This window comes from Alteribacillus bidgolensis (assembly GCF_002886255.1).
Lineage (GTDB): Bacteria > Bacillota > Bacilli > Bacillales > Marinococcaceae > Alteribacillus > Alteribacillus bidgolensis.
The window spans coordinates 231,129-245,243 of the sequence record NZ_KZ614149.1 but is presented as its reverse complement, the minus strand read 5'-3'; the positions used below and the strand labels follow the sequence as shown (position 1 = coordinate 245,243).

Sequence of the window (14,115 nt, the reverse complement as noted above, 5' to 3'; positions counted from 1 at the left end):
TGATGTTGGCTATATATATTTTTAATGAATTACTCTTCGAACAGAATAAATATCAGGTAATTTTTTTATTTTCTCTACTACTCGGTGCAAGTGATCAATATTGTGGATTGAGATGGTAATATCGATAACTGCCATTTTATTTTTATCAGAACGGCCGCTGACAGCACTGATGTTAGTACGGGATTCCGTAACAGACTGCAGTACTTCATTTAATAATCCGCGCCTATCATACCCTGTAATTTCAATATCTACACTGTAATTTTTTCGTTTTTCATTAGAACCTTCCCACTCTACTGGGAGTAACCGCTTTTGTGCTTCTTCATTATTTACATTTGGGCAGTCTACGCGGTGAATGGAAACCCCTCGGCCTTTAGTAATAAAACCGATAATCTCATCACCGGGTACAGGGTTGCAGCACTTAGAAAGGCGTATGAGAAGGTTATCCACCCCTTTTACTTTAACTCCCGTATTCGTCTTTTTAGATATAGTTTGTGTCGAGACATCTTTTACTGCTTCAGCAACAGATTTATCTTCTTCTTCTCTTTCTTGCTGCTGCCGCAGTTTCTCTGTAAGGCGGGTAACAATTTGTTTTGGACTGACTCCGTTATATCCTACAGCCGCAAACATATCTTCTTCACCGTTAAAACTGAATTTATCAGCTGCTTCTTGTATATTTTCCTCAGTTAAAATGTTTTTTGCTTCGAAGTCTTGAGCCTTTAATTCTTTTTCTATCATTTCTTTGCCTTTTTGAATATTCTCTTCGCGGCGTTCTTTTTTGAAGAATTGTTTGATTTTATTTTTGGCATGTGAACTTTGTGTTAACTTTAACCAATCTTTACTTGGCCCATATGAATGCTTAGATGTTAACATTTCAACAATGTCCCCTGTGTGTAATCGATGATCAAGAGGAACCATCTTACCGTTCACTTTTGCTCCTATTGTCCGGTTTCCTATTTCTGTATGAATGCGGTAAGCAAAATCAAGTGGAACGGAACCCCTTGGGAGCTCGATAACATCCCCTTTTGGAGTAAATACAAAAACCATATCAGAGAAGAGATCGATTTTTAGGGATTCCATGAATTCCTGTGCATCCGATGCGTCATTTTGCCATTCGATAATCTCACGGAACCATGTTAATTTATCTTCTAACGATTTTTTTCCTGATACATTTTTTCCTTCTTTATATGCCCAATGCGCAGCTACCCCGAATTCAGCAACACGGTGCATCTCTTCTGAACGAATTTGTACTTCAAGCGGTTCTCCTTTTGGTCCGATAACTGTGGTATGCAGAGATTGATACATATTAGCTTTAGGCATAGCGATATAATCTTTAAAACGTCCAGGCATAGGCTTCCAGCAAGTGTGTATAATGCCGAGAACAGCATAACAGTCTTTAATGCTTTTTACTATAATGCGAACTGCCAAAAGATCATAAATCTCATTAAATTGCTTTTTTTGCTTGACCATTTTTCTGTAAATGCTGTAAATGTGTTTAGGACGGCCGTAAATCTCAATTGGGTCTACATTAATATCTCCCATACTATCTTTTATATTATCAATAACTTCTTCAATGTACTGTTCTCGTTCCGCTCTTTTTTGCTTCATTAAGTTAACAATACGATAATATTGCTGAGGATCTAGATATCTTAATGCAGTATCTTCAAGCTCCCATTTTATAGTCGAAATCCCTAAACGGTGAGCTAAGGGAGCAAAAATTTCTAATGTTTCATTTGAAATACGGCGCTGCTTTTCCGGCGGCAGATGTTTTAAAGTTCGCATATTGTGAAGACGGTCAGCCAGCTTAATTAAAATAACTCTGATGTCCTTGGCCATTGCCACCACCATTTTGCGGTGGTTTTCTGCTTGTTGCTCTTCTTTTGATTTATATTTAATTTTTTTCAGCTTCGTTACGCCGTCAACAAGCATTGCGACCTCTTCATTAAAAGCCTCTTGCAGCTCCTCAACGGTCACTTCCGTATCTTCTACGACATCATGTAAAAATGCTCCAGCTATCGTATCAGGATCCATTTCAAGTTCGATAAGGATGCCTGCGACTTGAATAGGATGCAGTATATAAGGCTCACCTGATTTGCGATACTGTTCTCTATGAGATTTTTCTGCATATTTATATGCACGTTCCAAAAAAGAAACGTCTTCATTCGACAAATAATTTTGAGCTTTTTCCAACACTTCATCGATGGTCATGGAATCACCCTGCATGCCTTTCTAAAATCATTATTACCTTATATTATCTTTAAGTTTCATGGTTCTGTAAAGTATTATGAAGCTTGACGCGCTTAAAAAAGCACAGCTTGTCGCCGATTTTCTATGACGAATGCCGTCGTTTTACTTTATACCATTGATCAGCCTCATTTTTTAACTGTAGAAGAACAAAAATCCCTGCAATGTGAATAATGTCAGCTTATGTAAAGGACTTCTCTTATCTTCGAAAATAAATATGCTTACGCCGTCCATCGCAGGTCGGAAGTTATTTTAAAAGATCACATGTACTTTCTACCATTGCAAACGTTTCTATTAACAGCTAGAAAAGGACGAATATACCTGCTACTAAAATAATAAGTGCTGTAGAAGACGCCGGTCTTTTATTTAGAAAAACTCGCCGAATGGCGAGCTTAATCAAAATAGGAGTGAATAACTCTTTCCATTGGAAAGAATTATTGTTTTTTTGCGGACACTTCATACAACATAATTAAGCTTATTAATCAGTATAGCGCAAACAGCACCCTCACACAGTATAATTTGTTTTATATTCCTTAATCAAATTCAACAAGGGAGTAAATATTATACTGATCAAGATTTTTTCGACCGTTTAAGTATTTTAATTCTATCATAAATGCCAGACCAGCAACTTTACCGCCAAGGTCTTCGACTAACTTTACCGTAGCATTTACCGTTCCACCTGTTGCAAGAAGGTCATCTGTAATCAAAACATTCTGCCCGGGAAGGATAGCATCTTTGTGGATTGAAAGACTATCTTTTCCATATTCAAGACCATATTCCACATCAACTGTTTCTCTAGGAAGTTTTCCTTTTTTACGAACAGGAACAAAGCCTTTACCAAGAGAGTATGCAATCGGACAGCCTACTACAAAACCTCGAGCTTCCGGTCCCACAACGACATCTATATTTTGATTGGAAGCAAAAGCGGTCATATCGTTTATTGCTTTTTTATAGACTTTTCCATTTTGCATTAAAGTTGTTATGTCTTTAAATCGAATACCTTCTTTAGGGTAATTTTCTACTACAGTGATATAATCTTTAAAATCCATTGCCAACCTTCTCCTTCAAATCATTTTTCAGAGAGACATCCGAAATATACGGCTCCAATTTCTCTTTCAATTCATTATAGCTAGAATATAACAATTCTTGTTCAGCTTGTTTTTTTTGAATATGTTTTTGATAATATAAAGAATTCGTAAGATCTTTTTTAGATGGTGATTTATTAATAGTAACAACACCATTGTTCATTGTAACAAAATCAAGTTCAAAAAACACTTCTGTCATGAAAGTAACCGATGCAGAAAGCCATCCTTTTCTTCTGGCTAATTCATCCCCGTGTTTTTGCACATCGAATGTTTCCCGTTTTTTTAAAAATGCATAATACCACTTAAAATCATCGCGTGTTGGGGTAGGTTGAAAGTAAAGTTCATTTTTCTCTTCAAAAAAAGCATAAAGCCGTTCCACATTATTAACACGTGCTAAGTGATCAGCTAATTCAGACATACACGAAGGCATGTCAGCAATCACCACGTAAGCTGCTGAAATCTTCTCCTCTTTTTCCTTAGTATTGTATAGTACTTGCTTATTCTGCAAAATTGGCAATAACGTTGAATATGTACTATCTTGAAAGATTAATACAGCCGTTTCTTCATCTGGCAATTGGTTTATTTGCTCTTCTAGACTTTTTCTATTTTTTCTTTTATCGAATAACTGCCAAGTGTTCACAGCTACATCCTTTAAAAATAATTGAGGTTTTCGAAAGCCATTCCATTCATTAATAGACAATTCTCCAACAGCAGAAACTGTCGCTTTTTCTGTTAATTCATCTTCTAAATGTCCTAGTCGAAAACCTATACAATCCAAACGGACCGTTTCCCAGCCAAGTTCCATTTTCAAATGATTTCTTTCACTTCCTATTTTTCGTTTAGAAGTAATTTCTGTATCTTTGATGATAAATATTGGTTTAGGATTGCCTACCCCAAACGGTGCAAGTTTGCTCATTTCTTCTAAAGATGAAACAGTTACTTCTTGTAAAGCTATCGGCAGATCTATTTTGGTCATTGGAATAAAAGCACTTTCCTCTACATCTTCTTCTGCTTGTTTGCATAACCGGCTTCTTAATTCTTCTATATCGTGCATGCTCATCGTAAGACCTGCTGCCATGGGATGACCTCCAAAATGCGGCAGCAGGTCTCGGTTTTTAGATAATTGTTTAAACATATCAAAACCTTCAATACTGCGGGCCGAACCTTTTGCCTCCCCTGTTTCTCCATCAATTGCTAACACAATGACCGGGCGGTAAAACCTTTCTGTTAACCTTGAAGCGGTGATGCCAATGACCCCTGGGTTCCATCCTTTTTTCCCAATAACAATTACTTTATTTTCGTCTAGCGGAAAATTTGTTTCTACTTCTTCTATCGCTTCTTTTGTCATTTCATTGACTATCTGTTGGCGTTCTTTGTTTAATTCATCTATCACATGAGCCCATTCCTTGGCTTCTTCTAGGTTTTGAGCAGTAAGTAAATGAACTGCTGGATCTGCCGCTTCCATTCTTCCTGCCGCATTTATTCGCGGTCCCATTGCAAATCCGACGTGGTCTTCTTGAATGTCTTCCCCGTCAATACCACAAATACTTTTTAATGCTTGTATTCCCGGCTTTTGAGAAAAAGTAAGTTCTTTTAAACCAGTTTTCACCATTGCTCTGTTTTCATCTAGTAAAGGTACTAGATCACTGATGGTGCCTAAAGTAAATATATCAAGCATATGTTTTGGGAAATAACCCAATACTGCATGTGCTACCTTTAAAGCAATTCCCGCTCCTGCAAGTTCTTTAAATGGATACTGACATCCTGGCTTTTTAGGGTTTACAATAGAGTAGGCTTCAGGCAGTTCTGGCGGCGGTTCGTGATGGTCCGTAACAATTACCTCAAGTCCCATTTCAGTCGCTGCTCTTATTTCTGACACAGCTGCTATTCCAGTGTCTACTGTTATAACTAGTGAAGCTCCCTCTTCACTTGCTGTTTTCAGTGCTGGAATGTTCGGTCCGTATCCTTCTGTAAATCTATTTGGTATGTACCACCCAAAATTAGCTTTTAATTCTTTTAACAACATGATCATAATAGTCGTGCTTGAAACACCATCTGCATCGTAGTCACCGAATACAAGAATTTTCTCCTCGTTTTGTACAGCCTGTCTTATTCTATCAACAGCCTGCTGCATTCCATCCATTAAAAACGGGTCGTGCGTTTGAGATATATCTGTATTCAAAAACTGTTTTGCTTCATCTATACTTTTATATCCTCTTGTCCATAAAATTTTTGAAGTCAAAGAAGATAGATTCATTTCTTGTTGTAATTCTTCATTTCCGTTAAATTCCTCTTCTGTGCATTCCCATCTCGTTTTTGGTCTCAACATAAAACCACCCCTGACCCACCCATTATACTAAAGGGGGTCAAGGGTTACAATCAGTCACATACCTTTCACATAAACTTCTTATTTTGGTTTGGAAGCCGCACCTTTTTTAATGGAATCGGAGTTTTCTTCAACTGATCCTCTTGCATTTTCCTGCTCTCTTGTAGAATGTTCTGCTCTTTTCTTCCAGAGTTTCACTTCCTGCTGCAATCGATATACTCGAATCATACCTAGAGAACCAACTATAACAGCCCCCATCACTACAGAACCAAGTATCACTAAAATTAAGGGCCATTCAGCAGAACCAAACAAATAGTTTACTTCTACACCATCAACATTAATTACTGCAAAAACAGCGATAACCAGAGCAGCAATAAATCCTAATATTAACGCGGATTGTCCCCTCATTATCTTCCCCCTTTCCAAAGACTTAGCCTTCGTATGGATTTATGTGAATAAAAACATCTTTTATGTGTTCATTTTGTAAAAGTTTTTCTTTCACCTTTTTTCCGATGGCGTGTCCTTCTTCCACTGTGATACCAGGGTCCACCGCAATTTTTATATCCACGATGACATAGTGACCATGTTCTCTTGCAAAAAATTCATCAATCTGTATTACACCATTTATTTGTTCAGCTTGTTCCCGCATTTTAACAGTATCTTCTGGGTGTAATACATGATCAAGTGCATTGTGAATAGATTCTTCTCCTAATTTCCACGCCATTTTCATAATTAATACAGCTACAAATAAACCAGCAGCCAAATCGCCGTATAATAACCAGGAAATGCCTAATTGATCCCCTATAATAGAGGCGCCAATACCTAACAGTGCAGCTAATGATGAAAACACATCTGAGCGATGATGCCATGCATCTGTTAAAAGTGCCTCACTTCTATATTTTTTTCCCAAGAAATGCTTGTAACGAAACATTATTTCTTTTAATAGAATAGAAAAAACTACAGCATACAATGCTGCCGGCTTAGGTATAACAATAGTATGACCTGCATCCTTTACCGCATCTAAACCAATTTCGAAACCTACGATAAAAAGTAAAACAGCAACAATAATAGATGTTACAGTTTCTGCTTTCCCGTGACCATATGGATGATCTTTATCGGGCGGGAGCTTCGCTGCACGTATTCCTATTAACACAGCAACAGAACCTACTACATCTGAAGCAGAATGAACTGCGTCTGCAATTAATGCCCTGCTTTCTGCTGCCCACCCAACGATTCCTTTTAGTAATGCCAGGAAAATGTTACCGAAAATACCGACCAGGGCTCCGACTCTTACCATTTTATAACGCTGTTCCTCATAGTTTTCCATTTTCCCACCACCAGTTAAGACGTACCTAAGCGAAAGATGTCCTTTAAATTATACCAATTAAAAAGCCATGGTATGTACCATGACCTTTTAAAAGACTATACTTCAGGCTCTAAATCCTCTGGATCTTCTTTTTTCGGCTTGTTCTTCTCACGTTCTAAGCTTTTCCATTTCCAAACGAGCCATAACTGAGAAGCTAAAAACAATGAAGAATAGGTACCTGCTATCAACCCTATAACTAAAGCAAAAGAAAAGGATCGAATAGCTTCCCCGCCGAGAAGAAATATACAAACAGCAGCAAATACAACAGTTAACACTGTGTTGATAGACCTTGTCAATGTTTGATTCAAACTCACATCTACGACTTCGGCCAAATCATCAAAGGTTTTTATTTCTTCTGTTTCGTTCATATTTTCTCTAATGCGGTCAAACGTAACTATTGTATCGTTGATAGAATAACCTACAATTGTTAACACCGCCGCAATAAATGGTACATTGACTTCAAATTGCACAATAGAAAACACAACAATGATAAAAAAGGCGTCATGCAGTAAAGCAACGATCGACGCTACACCATATAAAAATTGGAAACGAATACTCACATAAATAATGATCCCTATTGAAGCAATAAGCACAGATATGAGAGCATTTTTAGCTAATTCTTGACCAACCTGGGGAGAAACCGTACTCACACTTGGTTCATTGTCATATTGATCAACAAAATAATTTTGAATTTCTGCTATTTCCGCTTGATCTAACGTACCAATAAAACTCGCATAAGCCATTTCATTATTATCTCCGGCAAGCGTTACATCATCCGGCTCATATCCACTTCCGGCTTCAGCAAACTGTTCATAAACTTCTTCCTCTGTCAATGTTTCATCTGCCAATACCTCTACTTTTGAGCCGCTCTCAAAATCAATACCGAGGTTTAATCCTGCTGTCGATAATAAAATAATTCCAGCCAGTGTAAAGACGAGAGAAAACAAAAAGAACTTTTTACGGTGTTTAACAAAAGGAACACGTTTATTTGTCTTAAAGTTCATTGATTTCACTCTCCTTCACTCCAAAAACACGCGGCTTCTTGTTAAATATTCTGCTTTTCACCCATAATCCCAAAAGCAGCCTGGAACCATAAACAGCCGTTAAAAAACTTGTTAATATACTAACGATAAGCATAACCGCAAAACCTTGCACAGAACTGGTTCCGTAATAGAACAGGACTCCTGCCGCAAGAATCGTTGTAATGTTAGCATCTAGAATAGTTGAAAGCGATCTTCTAGAACCTGATTTGAATGCTGACATAATAGATCTTCCAGACCTAATCTCTTCTTTTATTCTTTCATATGTAATGATATTAGCATCCACTGCCATACCTACCCCTAAAATGAGAGCAGCAATACCTGGGAGTGTCAACACGCCTTCCATCCAATTAAATATCGTAAGGACAATATAAATATAAGCACTGAGGGTGATTGCTGCAACCACTCCCATAAAACGATAGTATATCATCATATACGCCAATATAAGGCCTATACCAATGAAACCAGCAAATATTGTTTTTTCCATCGCATCTTCCCCAAGAGAAGCACCAACAGCATTGGAGTAAATTTCTTCAAGCTCTACTGGTAGAGAACCGGAATTAAGTACTTCTGCTAAAAACTCTGCTTCTTCTAATTCAAAATTACCTTCTATTTGTATATTTTTATGATAAAGAGGCTGGTTCACAGCCGGGGCTGATAAGTATTTAGGTTCCTCTTGTTGGTATTCTTCTGCAAAGGAGTCTCCTTCTTCATAATCCAGCCAAATGACAAGACGATTGTTAGGAGGACTATAATCATTAAGAATGTCTTCCGTTACTTCCCCAAAAGCATTTCCATCTCTTAACGTTACCGTTACAACCGGTTGATTAGATTGATCAAAGCCTACGCTTGCTCCGTTCTCTTCAAGATCTTCACCAGAAAGACGTTCATTGTCATCTACATCCCTAAAGCTTAAGTCAGCTTCTGTAGCCAGCAGTTCACGAGCTGTCTGCTGATCTTCTACACCGGCAAGCTGTACTCTAATCCGATCTTCTCCTTCAATGGAAATATTCGGTTCTGAAACCCCCAGCACGTTAACTCTCTGATTTAAGGCGCTTACTGTTGCCTGTAACGTTTCTTCTGTAATTTCTGATCCATCTTCTGCTGGATTCACTTCATATAAGATTTCAAAACCACCTTGTAAATCCAACCCTAAATTAATTCCTTTTGCGGTGTCCATGACAGTTTGTGAAATGATTCCACCCAAAAGGGCAATTATCACAAAAAAAGCCACAATTCTCGATTTTTTCACCATTAATGCTTTCATCCTCCTTCGGCCAGTTCCCTGATGCCGTTTAAAAACAGGAAAAAGGCTGACTAAAACCGGGTGTTAACTACCAATAAAAAAGCACAAACACCATGGGAATAGGGAAGTTCAAATAAAATAAAAGAACTCCTGCTGCAATTGCAAACGTCCTGCACTAACAGCATCCACCACACCCTGTAACGCTAAACGACCCCATCTCGTTTGGGGGCCGAGTGGCTGGGCATTTCTATTCTTTATAAACCTCTTTCTATAAAAAACAAACTATGTAAAAGATTGCCTATGAAGCAGCATTTTAATTATACTGATGCCTGGTTTTTCATGTCAAATGACGTTTATTTGAATTATGGTTTTCAATTTCATTCATTAAGTTGTTTAAATTTGAGGTGCGGCTTTCCTTATAAGCAGAAATCGTTAATCTGTTCATGTATTCACTAAGTCTTAACGTTAATATTGAATTGATAAGTACATGAAAGCGTACATAATCTTTTTTCTTTTTTAATTTTTCAATAACACACTTCCACACTTCATCCTTATCTGCATGATTGTAGCCCATCAGCTGAAACTCCTCAACTTTACTTCTTAAAGCCGGTTCAGCGTCTGATTTCCAAACTTCGAATTGCTGCTCACACATAATAGTTCCTCCCAAGTTTTTCTTCTTTAAAAAAATGTCATGCCTGTCCGGACTTTTTGCATATACATTTCTAGAAGTAGAGGTTACTGACCATAAATTGCAACTTCAACGAGTGCGTCTTTCATAGTACAGGCCCGTAAATGCGATAGGTGCAATGATATCATCCCTCTTAATCATATTTGCAAAATCAAATTGAGGTGCCAGCTAAAATTCGGTGCTTCTTTACTTACAGATACAGCAGCCTTTAAGAAAGGTTGCACTGTGAAAAAAAGACGGGGGCGAAAGGATGAAACAAACCTTTATTCAAGGAACGATAATATTAATTATTGCTGGTTTAGTTACTCGCATTCTTGGATTTATAAATAGAATAATCACTGCTAAGATATTAGGAGCTGAAGGTGTAGGCCTGTATATGATGGCTTTTCCGTCTCTTTTACTTATTATTACCTTAACACAATTAGGCCTTCCTGTTGCGATATCTAAATTAATTGCAGAAGCAGATATTCAAAATGACACCCGGAAAATGAAAAAAGTACTTGTAGTGTCTCTTTGTGTTACAGGGACTTTAAGTGTTCTCTTCACTATCGCTTTACTAACAGCAGCGCCTTTCTTTGCAAAATATTTCTTAACAGACGATCGCGCCCTTTATCCCTTAATTGCTATTACTCCTATCATCCCTATTGTAGCTGTTTCTGCAGTATTGAGAGGATACTTTCAAGGCAGACAGAATATGAAACCGACAGCCATTTCACAAGTATTAGAACAAACAGTGCGTATTTCCCTGGTAGCCGTATGTACGAAAGCATTACTCCCCTATGGGCTAGAATATGCTGCAGCTGGCGCAATGCTTTCTGTAGTGGCAGGAGAACTTGTTTCGTTACTGTATATGATGAAATGTTTTAAAAGCAATAAACCGTTAAAAGTAAGAAGCCAATTTCTAGAGGCTCTTAAAGAAAGTAAGAATACTTTTCATAATTTAATGGCTATTGCTTTACCAGCTACTGGAAGCCGTATGATCGGATCTATATCATTGTTTTTTGAACCGATCATCATTGCTCAAAGTCTTGCCCTCGCCGGGGTAGCTACGGCTGCAGCAACAGCTCAATACGGTGAATTAAGCGGGTTTGTGATACCTCTTTTGTTTTTACCTACTTTTATTACTTATTCTTTTTCTGTAACATTAGTTCCTGCTGTAAGCGAAGCTGCAGCTAATAATAATTATGCAGTTATTCAAAACAGGCTCCGCCAAACGCTTAGGACAGCGTTATTAGCTGGGGTGTTTTCATCTCTCTTTTTATATGTCTTTGCAGAATTAGTAATGACAGTCATGTATGATGCCCCGCATACAGCATATTATATTAAAATCCTGGCTCCATTCAGCATTTTTCTATACTTGCAAGGCCCTCTTCAAGCTGTTTTACAAGGTCTTAACCTTGCAAGGTCTGCGATGATAAACACGTTAGTTGGTGCTGTTATTAAAATGGCTGCTCTTTTCGTTCTTACATCACAGCCTGAACTGGGCATTAAGGGTGCTGCTTTAGCTGTTGCTATTAATATGATGCTGGTTACACTGCTTCATCTTTATGTGGTCTCTAAAACTGTAGGTTTTATTTTTGAAGCTGGGTATTGTTTTTTGGTTATTCTAACAGCTCTTTCATCTGTAATAGGTACACAAATAATTATTAACCATTTTTTGGAAGAACAAACGACTTTTATACAAACCGCAGCTGCAGCATTGCTGTCTGCAGGACTGTATTTTATTCTTTTATTCTCAGCTGGAATAATAAAATGGAACCAGCTTAAAAAGCTCGTTCCTAAAGTATAGAGCGGTTAGATCTACTCTTCTTTTAAATCTATATATAATATCCCACTTTCCTGCAATACGCAATAAGAGACGGCCTTTAAATTGTCAATTCCAGCCTTTCGTAATTCTCTTCGAAGCCATAGTTCATCTTTTTTTGCCATTCCCAACTGCTCAATTTGAATTTCACCGTCAATAACTAAGGGGATCGGATAGGTGTATTCCTGTTCATCTTCTTCGTTTTGTTTTTCAAACACAGACAAATCACCTGAAGGCTCTAGTATAGCAAATTCTACGTTTGACACATCTTTTATATCTTTCTCTCTAATTTGCATGAGCAAATCATCAAAGTTGTATCGTTGTTTTTTCATCTCTTTTTCATTTATTTTTCCGTCCTTGATTAAAACGACAGGTTTTCCATCAATAAGGTGCCGCAGTTTTGGACTTTTTAAAGATAAATACGCCAATACTATTTGAATGATAGAGAGTACAATTATAGGAGTAAACGCTTCAATAACTGGTACATTGACATTATCTATTGATACGACAGCAAGTTCAGCAATCATAATAGATACTACAAAATCTAAAACAGACAGTTCCCCGATTTCTCTTTTCCCCATCACTCGCAAAATGATCAATAAGAACAAATATACGACGATGGTGCGCAGCACAATAGTCAAGACCTCCACATTCCACACCTTCTTGTCTCAATTCGTCTCCGTTATTGTTACCTATCATCCTTATATACATGTATTGTTTAGTAAAGCAATAGATAACGCAAATATACGTAAAGGGTGGAAACAATCAATGAAACAAGAGCCGTCGGTGCGCCGATCTTAAAAAAATCAAGGTAACTGAAACCCTTTCCTTGTTTGGAAGCCAAACCTGCAACAATAACATTAGCTGTTGCCCCAATGAGAGTAGCATTTCCTCCTAGGCATGCTCCAAGCGCTAATGCCCACCACACTGGCTCAAGATCTCCCATTCCATAACCTTCTAATTCCAGTACCACAGGAATCATTGCTGCTACAAACGGAATATTATCTACAAAACCTGATACGATTCCAGAGATCCATAACAATGATAGAGATGTCTTTGTCATATTTCCTTCTGTCATAAATATTATGCCTCTAGCTAATTCTTCTAATAAACCAGTTTCTTCAAGACCTCCTACGAGCATAAACAGCCCTGCAAAAAAGAAAATGGTCGTCCATTCCATTTGTTTAAAGATAGCTTCAGGGTTTGCTTCTTTTTGTGTTAAAAACATTAAAAAGAGGGCTCCGCCCATCGCTATCGCTGTTAATTCTACTTTAATCAAAGGCTGAAGCAAAAAAGCTGATATCGTCAAAACCAGTACCCATACCGATTTTTTTAACAACGATTTGCTCGTAATAAAATCGGCTGCTGTAAGATCCATTAAACTCTGCCTTGCTTCCTGACTGTTTTTTCGTTTCAACACGTTTTTGTAATATAGGGCGAGTCCAGTCATAGCAAATATAAAAATTATGACTGAAGGAGGTCCTAGATGCACCAAAAAATCATTAAATGATAAATCTTTTGCTGCCTGTCCAATCATTAAATTTGGCGGGTCTCCAATTAATGTAGCCGTTCCACCTATGTTTGATGAAATAATAATAGCCATAAGAAAAGGAAGTGTTTTTAAACGCAGCATGTTCGTTAATGTGAACACCACAGGTGTAATGAGCAGAACGGTTGTAACATTATTAAGAAATGCAGAGCCCACGGCTGTCAAGAAAGATAGTAATACAAGGAGAGGTAAAGGCCTTCCTTTTACTAGTTGTGCTGTCCTTACAGCCGCAAATTGAAACATTCCACTCTGACTGCTTATAGATACAATGATCATCATAGATAATAATAAGGCAATCGTGTGCCAATCTATGTACCGAAAGAAAACAAGACCTAGATCAAGCACTCCGCAAATAACCATAAGCAGGCCGCCTGCACATGCTACTAGAGCACGGTCGCCTTTTTCGGTAATAAGAAAAAAATAACTAATCATGAATATTAAAAGAGCAAGTGCTACTTCTTCCACTTAAGCTACCACCTTTTTACGGGTTTGTACTAGCTTATGTATAGAGAGCACTCTTTTGAACTGATAATTTGTTTTTATGAAAACCTGGATTGCCTCCTAAAGGAAACAATGCCAGGTCTTATACACTGACATGCGGTCGTTTGCTTATACTTTTTTACCAATACGTTTACTTTTCTAACAATGTTAGAAAAACTCGGCTTGCCGCCGGGTCCTATGGCGGAAGATGTAGTTTTACTTATACTTTGATCCTTCAACAAACTTAAACTTTCCTAAAGGTACAAGGAAAAATGGCTGCTGCCAAAACA

11 protein-coding genes are annotated in these 14,115 nt (G+C 37.7%); 1 reads left to right on the top strand and 10 read right to left on the bottom strand.

The genetic code is table 11. The features are described 5' to 3' along the window. Nucleotides 1–21: 21 nt before the first annotated feature. The 8 genes from CEF16_RS01330 to CEF16_RS01295 all read right to left on the bottom strand — a co-directional run bounded on the left by CEF16_RS01330 (nt 22) and on the right by CEF16_RS01295 (nt 9,956). A complete protein-coding gene (locus CEF16_RS01330; RefSeq protein ID WP_245917733.1) occupies nt 22–2,220 on the bottom strand; it encodes a RelA/SpoT family protein in 2,199 nt (732 codons plus the stop codon). Nucleotides 2,221–2,774: 554 nt separating this feature from the next. Beyond that, complete coding sequence (locus CEF16_RS01325; protein ID WP_091586967.1) at nt 2,775–3,290, bottom strand: adenine phosphoribosyltransferase; 516 nt, start codon at nt 3,288–3,290, stop codon at nt 2,775–2,777. Further along, complete coding sequence (gene recJ / locus CEF16_RS01320) at nt 3,280–5,655, bottom strand: single-stranded-DNA-specific exonuclease RecJ (RefSeq protein ID WP_091586966.1); 2,376 nt, start codon at nt 5,653–5,655, stop codon at nt 3,280–3,282. The genes CEF16_RS01325 and recJ overlap by 11 nt, the downstream gene beginning before the upstream one ends. 78 nt (nt 5,656–5,733) lie before the next feature. Beyond that, a complete protein-coding gene (locus tag CEF16_RS01315) occupies nt 5,734–6,060 on the bottom strand; it encodes a LapA family protein (protein ID WP_091586965.1) in 327 nt (108 codons plus the stop codon). Between the two features lie 22 nt (nt 6,061–6,082). Beyond that, the gene (locus CEF16_RS01310; protein ID WP_091586964.1) at nt 6,083–6,979 is read right to left on the bottom strand and encodes a cation diffusion facilitator family transporter; all 897 of its coding nucleotides are present in this window, start codon (nt 6,977–6,979) and stop codon (nt 6,083–6,085) included. Nucleotides 6,980–7,074: 95 nt separating this feature from the next. Further along, entirely contained in the window at nt 7,075–8,022 is a 948-nt protein-coding gene (gene secF, locus CEF16_RS01305; protein ID WP_091586963.1) for a protein translocase subunit SecF, read from the bottom strand. Then, on the bottom strand, nt 8,012–9,313 hold the full coding sequence (secD, locus tag CEF16_RS01300) for a protein translocase subunit SecD (RefSeq protein ID WP_091587004.1): 1,302 nt from the start codon (nt 9,311–9,313) through the stop codon (nt 8,012–8,014). Before secD ends, secF begins: the two co-directional genes overlap by 11 nt. A 328-nt stretch (nt 9,314–9,641) precedes the next feature. Continuing rightward, on the bottom strand, nt 9,642–9,956 hold the full coding sequence (locus tag CEF16_RS01295; protein WP_091586962.1) for a post-transcriptional regulator: 315 nt from the start codon (nt 9,954–9,956) through the stop codon (nt 9,642–9,644). 286 nt (nt 9,957–10,242) lie between these two features. Between CEF16_RS01295 and spoVB the strand changes: the two genes are divergently transcribed. Next, a complete protein-coding gene (spoVB, locus tag CEF16_RS01290) occupies nt 10,243–11,781 on the top strand; it encodes a stage V sporulation protein B (RefSeq protein ID WP_091586961.1) in 1,539 nt (512 codons plus the stop codon). Nucleotides 11,782–11,792: 11 nt separating this feature from the next. On the opposite strand, the gene CEF16_RS01285 is transcribed toward spoVB, so the two are convergent. Continuing rightward, the gene (locus tag CEF16_RS01285; RefSeq protein ID WP_091586960.1) at nt 11,793–12,446 is read right to left on the bottom strand and encodes a DUF421 domain-containing protein; all 654 of its coding nucleotides are present in this window, start codon (nt 12,444–12,446) and stop codon (nt 11,793–11,795) included. A gap of 68 nt (nt 12,447–12,514) precedes the next feature. Next, nucleotides 12,515–13,810 carry an ArsB/NhaD family transporter gene (locus CEF16_RS01280; protein WP_091586959.1) on the bottom strand — a complete coding sequence of 432 codons (1,296 nt, stop codon included), beginning with the start codon at nt 13,808–13,810 and terminating at the stop codon, nt 12,515–12,517. Between the last annotated feature and the right edge of the window lie 305 nt (nt 13,811–14,115).

What these genes read in the sequence shown, in the direction of transcription:
- CEF16_RS01310 (WP_091586964.1), bottom strand. Translation starts at nt 6,979, where the DNA reads ATGGAAAACTATGAGGAACAGCGTTATAAAATGGTAAGAGTCGGAGCC.
- secF (WP_091586963.1), bottom strand. Translation starts at nt 8,022, where the DNA reads ATGAACTTTAAGACAAATAAACGTGTTCCTTTTGTTAAACACCGTAAA.
- spoVB (WP_091586961.1), top strand. Translation starts at nt 10,243, where the DNA reads ATGAAACAAACCTTTATTCAAGGAACGATAATATTAATTATTGCTGGT.
- secD (WP_091587004.1), bottom strand. Translation starts at nt 9,313, where the DNA reads ATGGTGAAAAAATCGAGAATTGTGGCTTTTTTTGTGATAATTGCCCTT.
- CEF16_RS01315 (WP_091586965.1), bottom strand. Translation starts at nt 6,060, where the DNA reads ATGAGGGGACAATCCGCGTTAATATTAGGATTTATTGCTGCTCTGGTT.
- CEF16_RS01330 (WP_245917733.1), bottom strand. Translation starts at nt 2,220, where the DNA reads ATGCAGGGTGATTCCATGACCATCGATGAAGTGTTGGAAAAAGCTCAA.
- CEF16_RS01295 (WP_091586962.1), bottom strand. Translation starts at nt 9,956, where the DNA reads ATGTGTGAGCAGCAATTCGAAGTTTGGAAATCAGACGCTGAACCGGCT.
- CEF16_RS01325 (WP_091586967.1), bottom strand. Translation starts at nt 3,290, where the DNA reads ATGGATTTTAAAGATTATATCACTGTAGTAGAAAATTACCCTAAAGAA.
- recJ (WP_091586966.1), bottom strand. Translation starts at nt 5,655, where the DNA reads ATGTTGAGACCAAAAACGAGATGGGAATGCACAGAAGAGGAATTTAAC.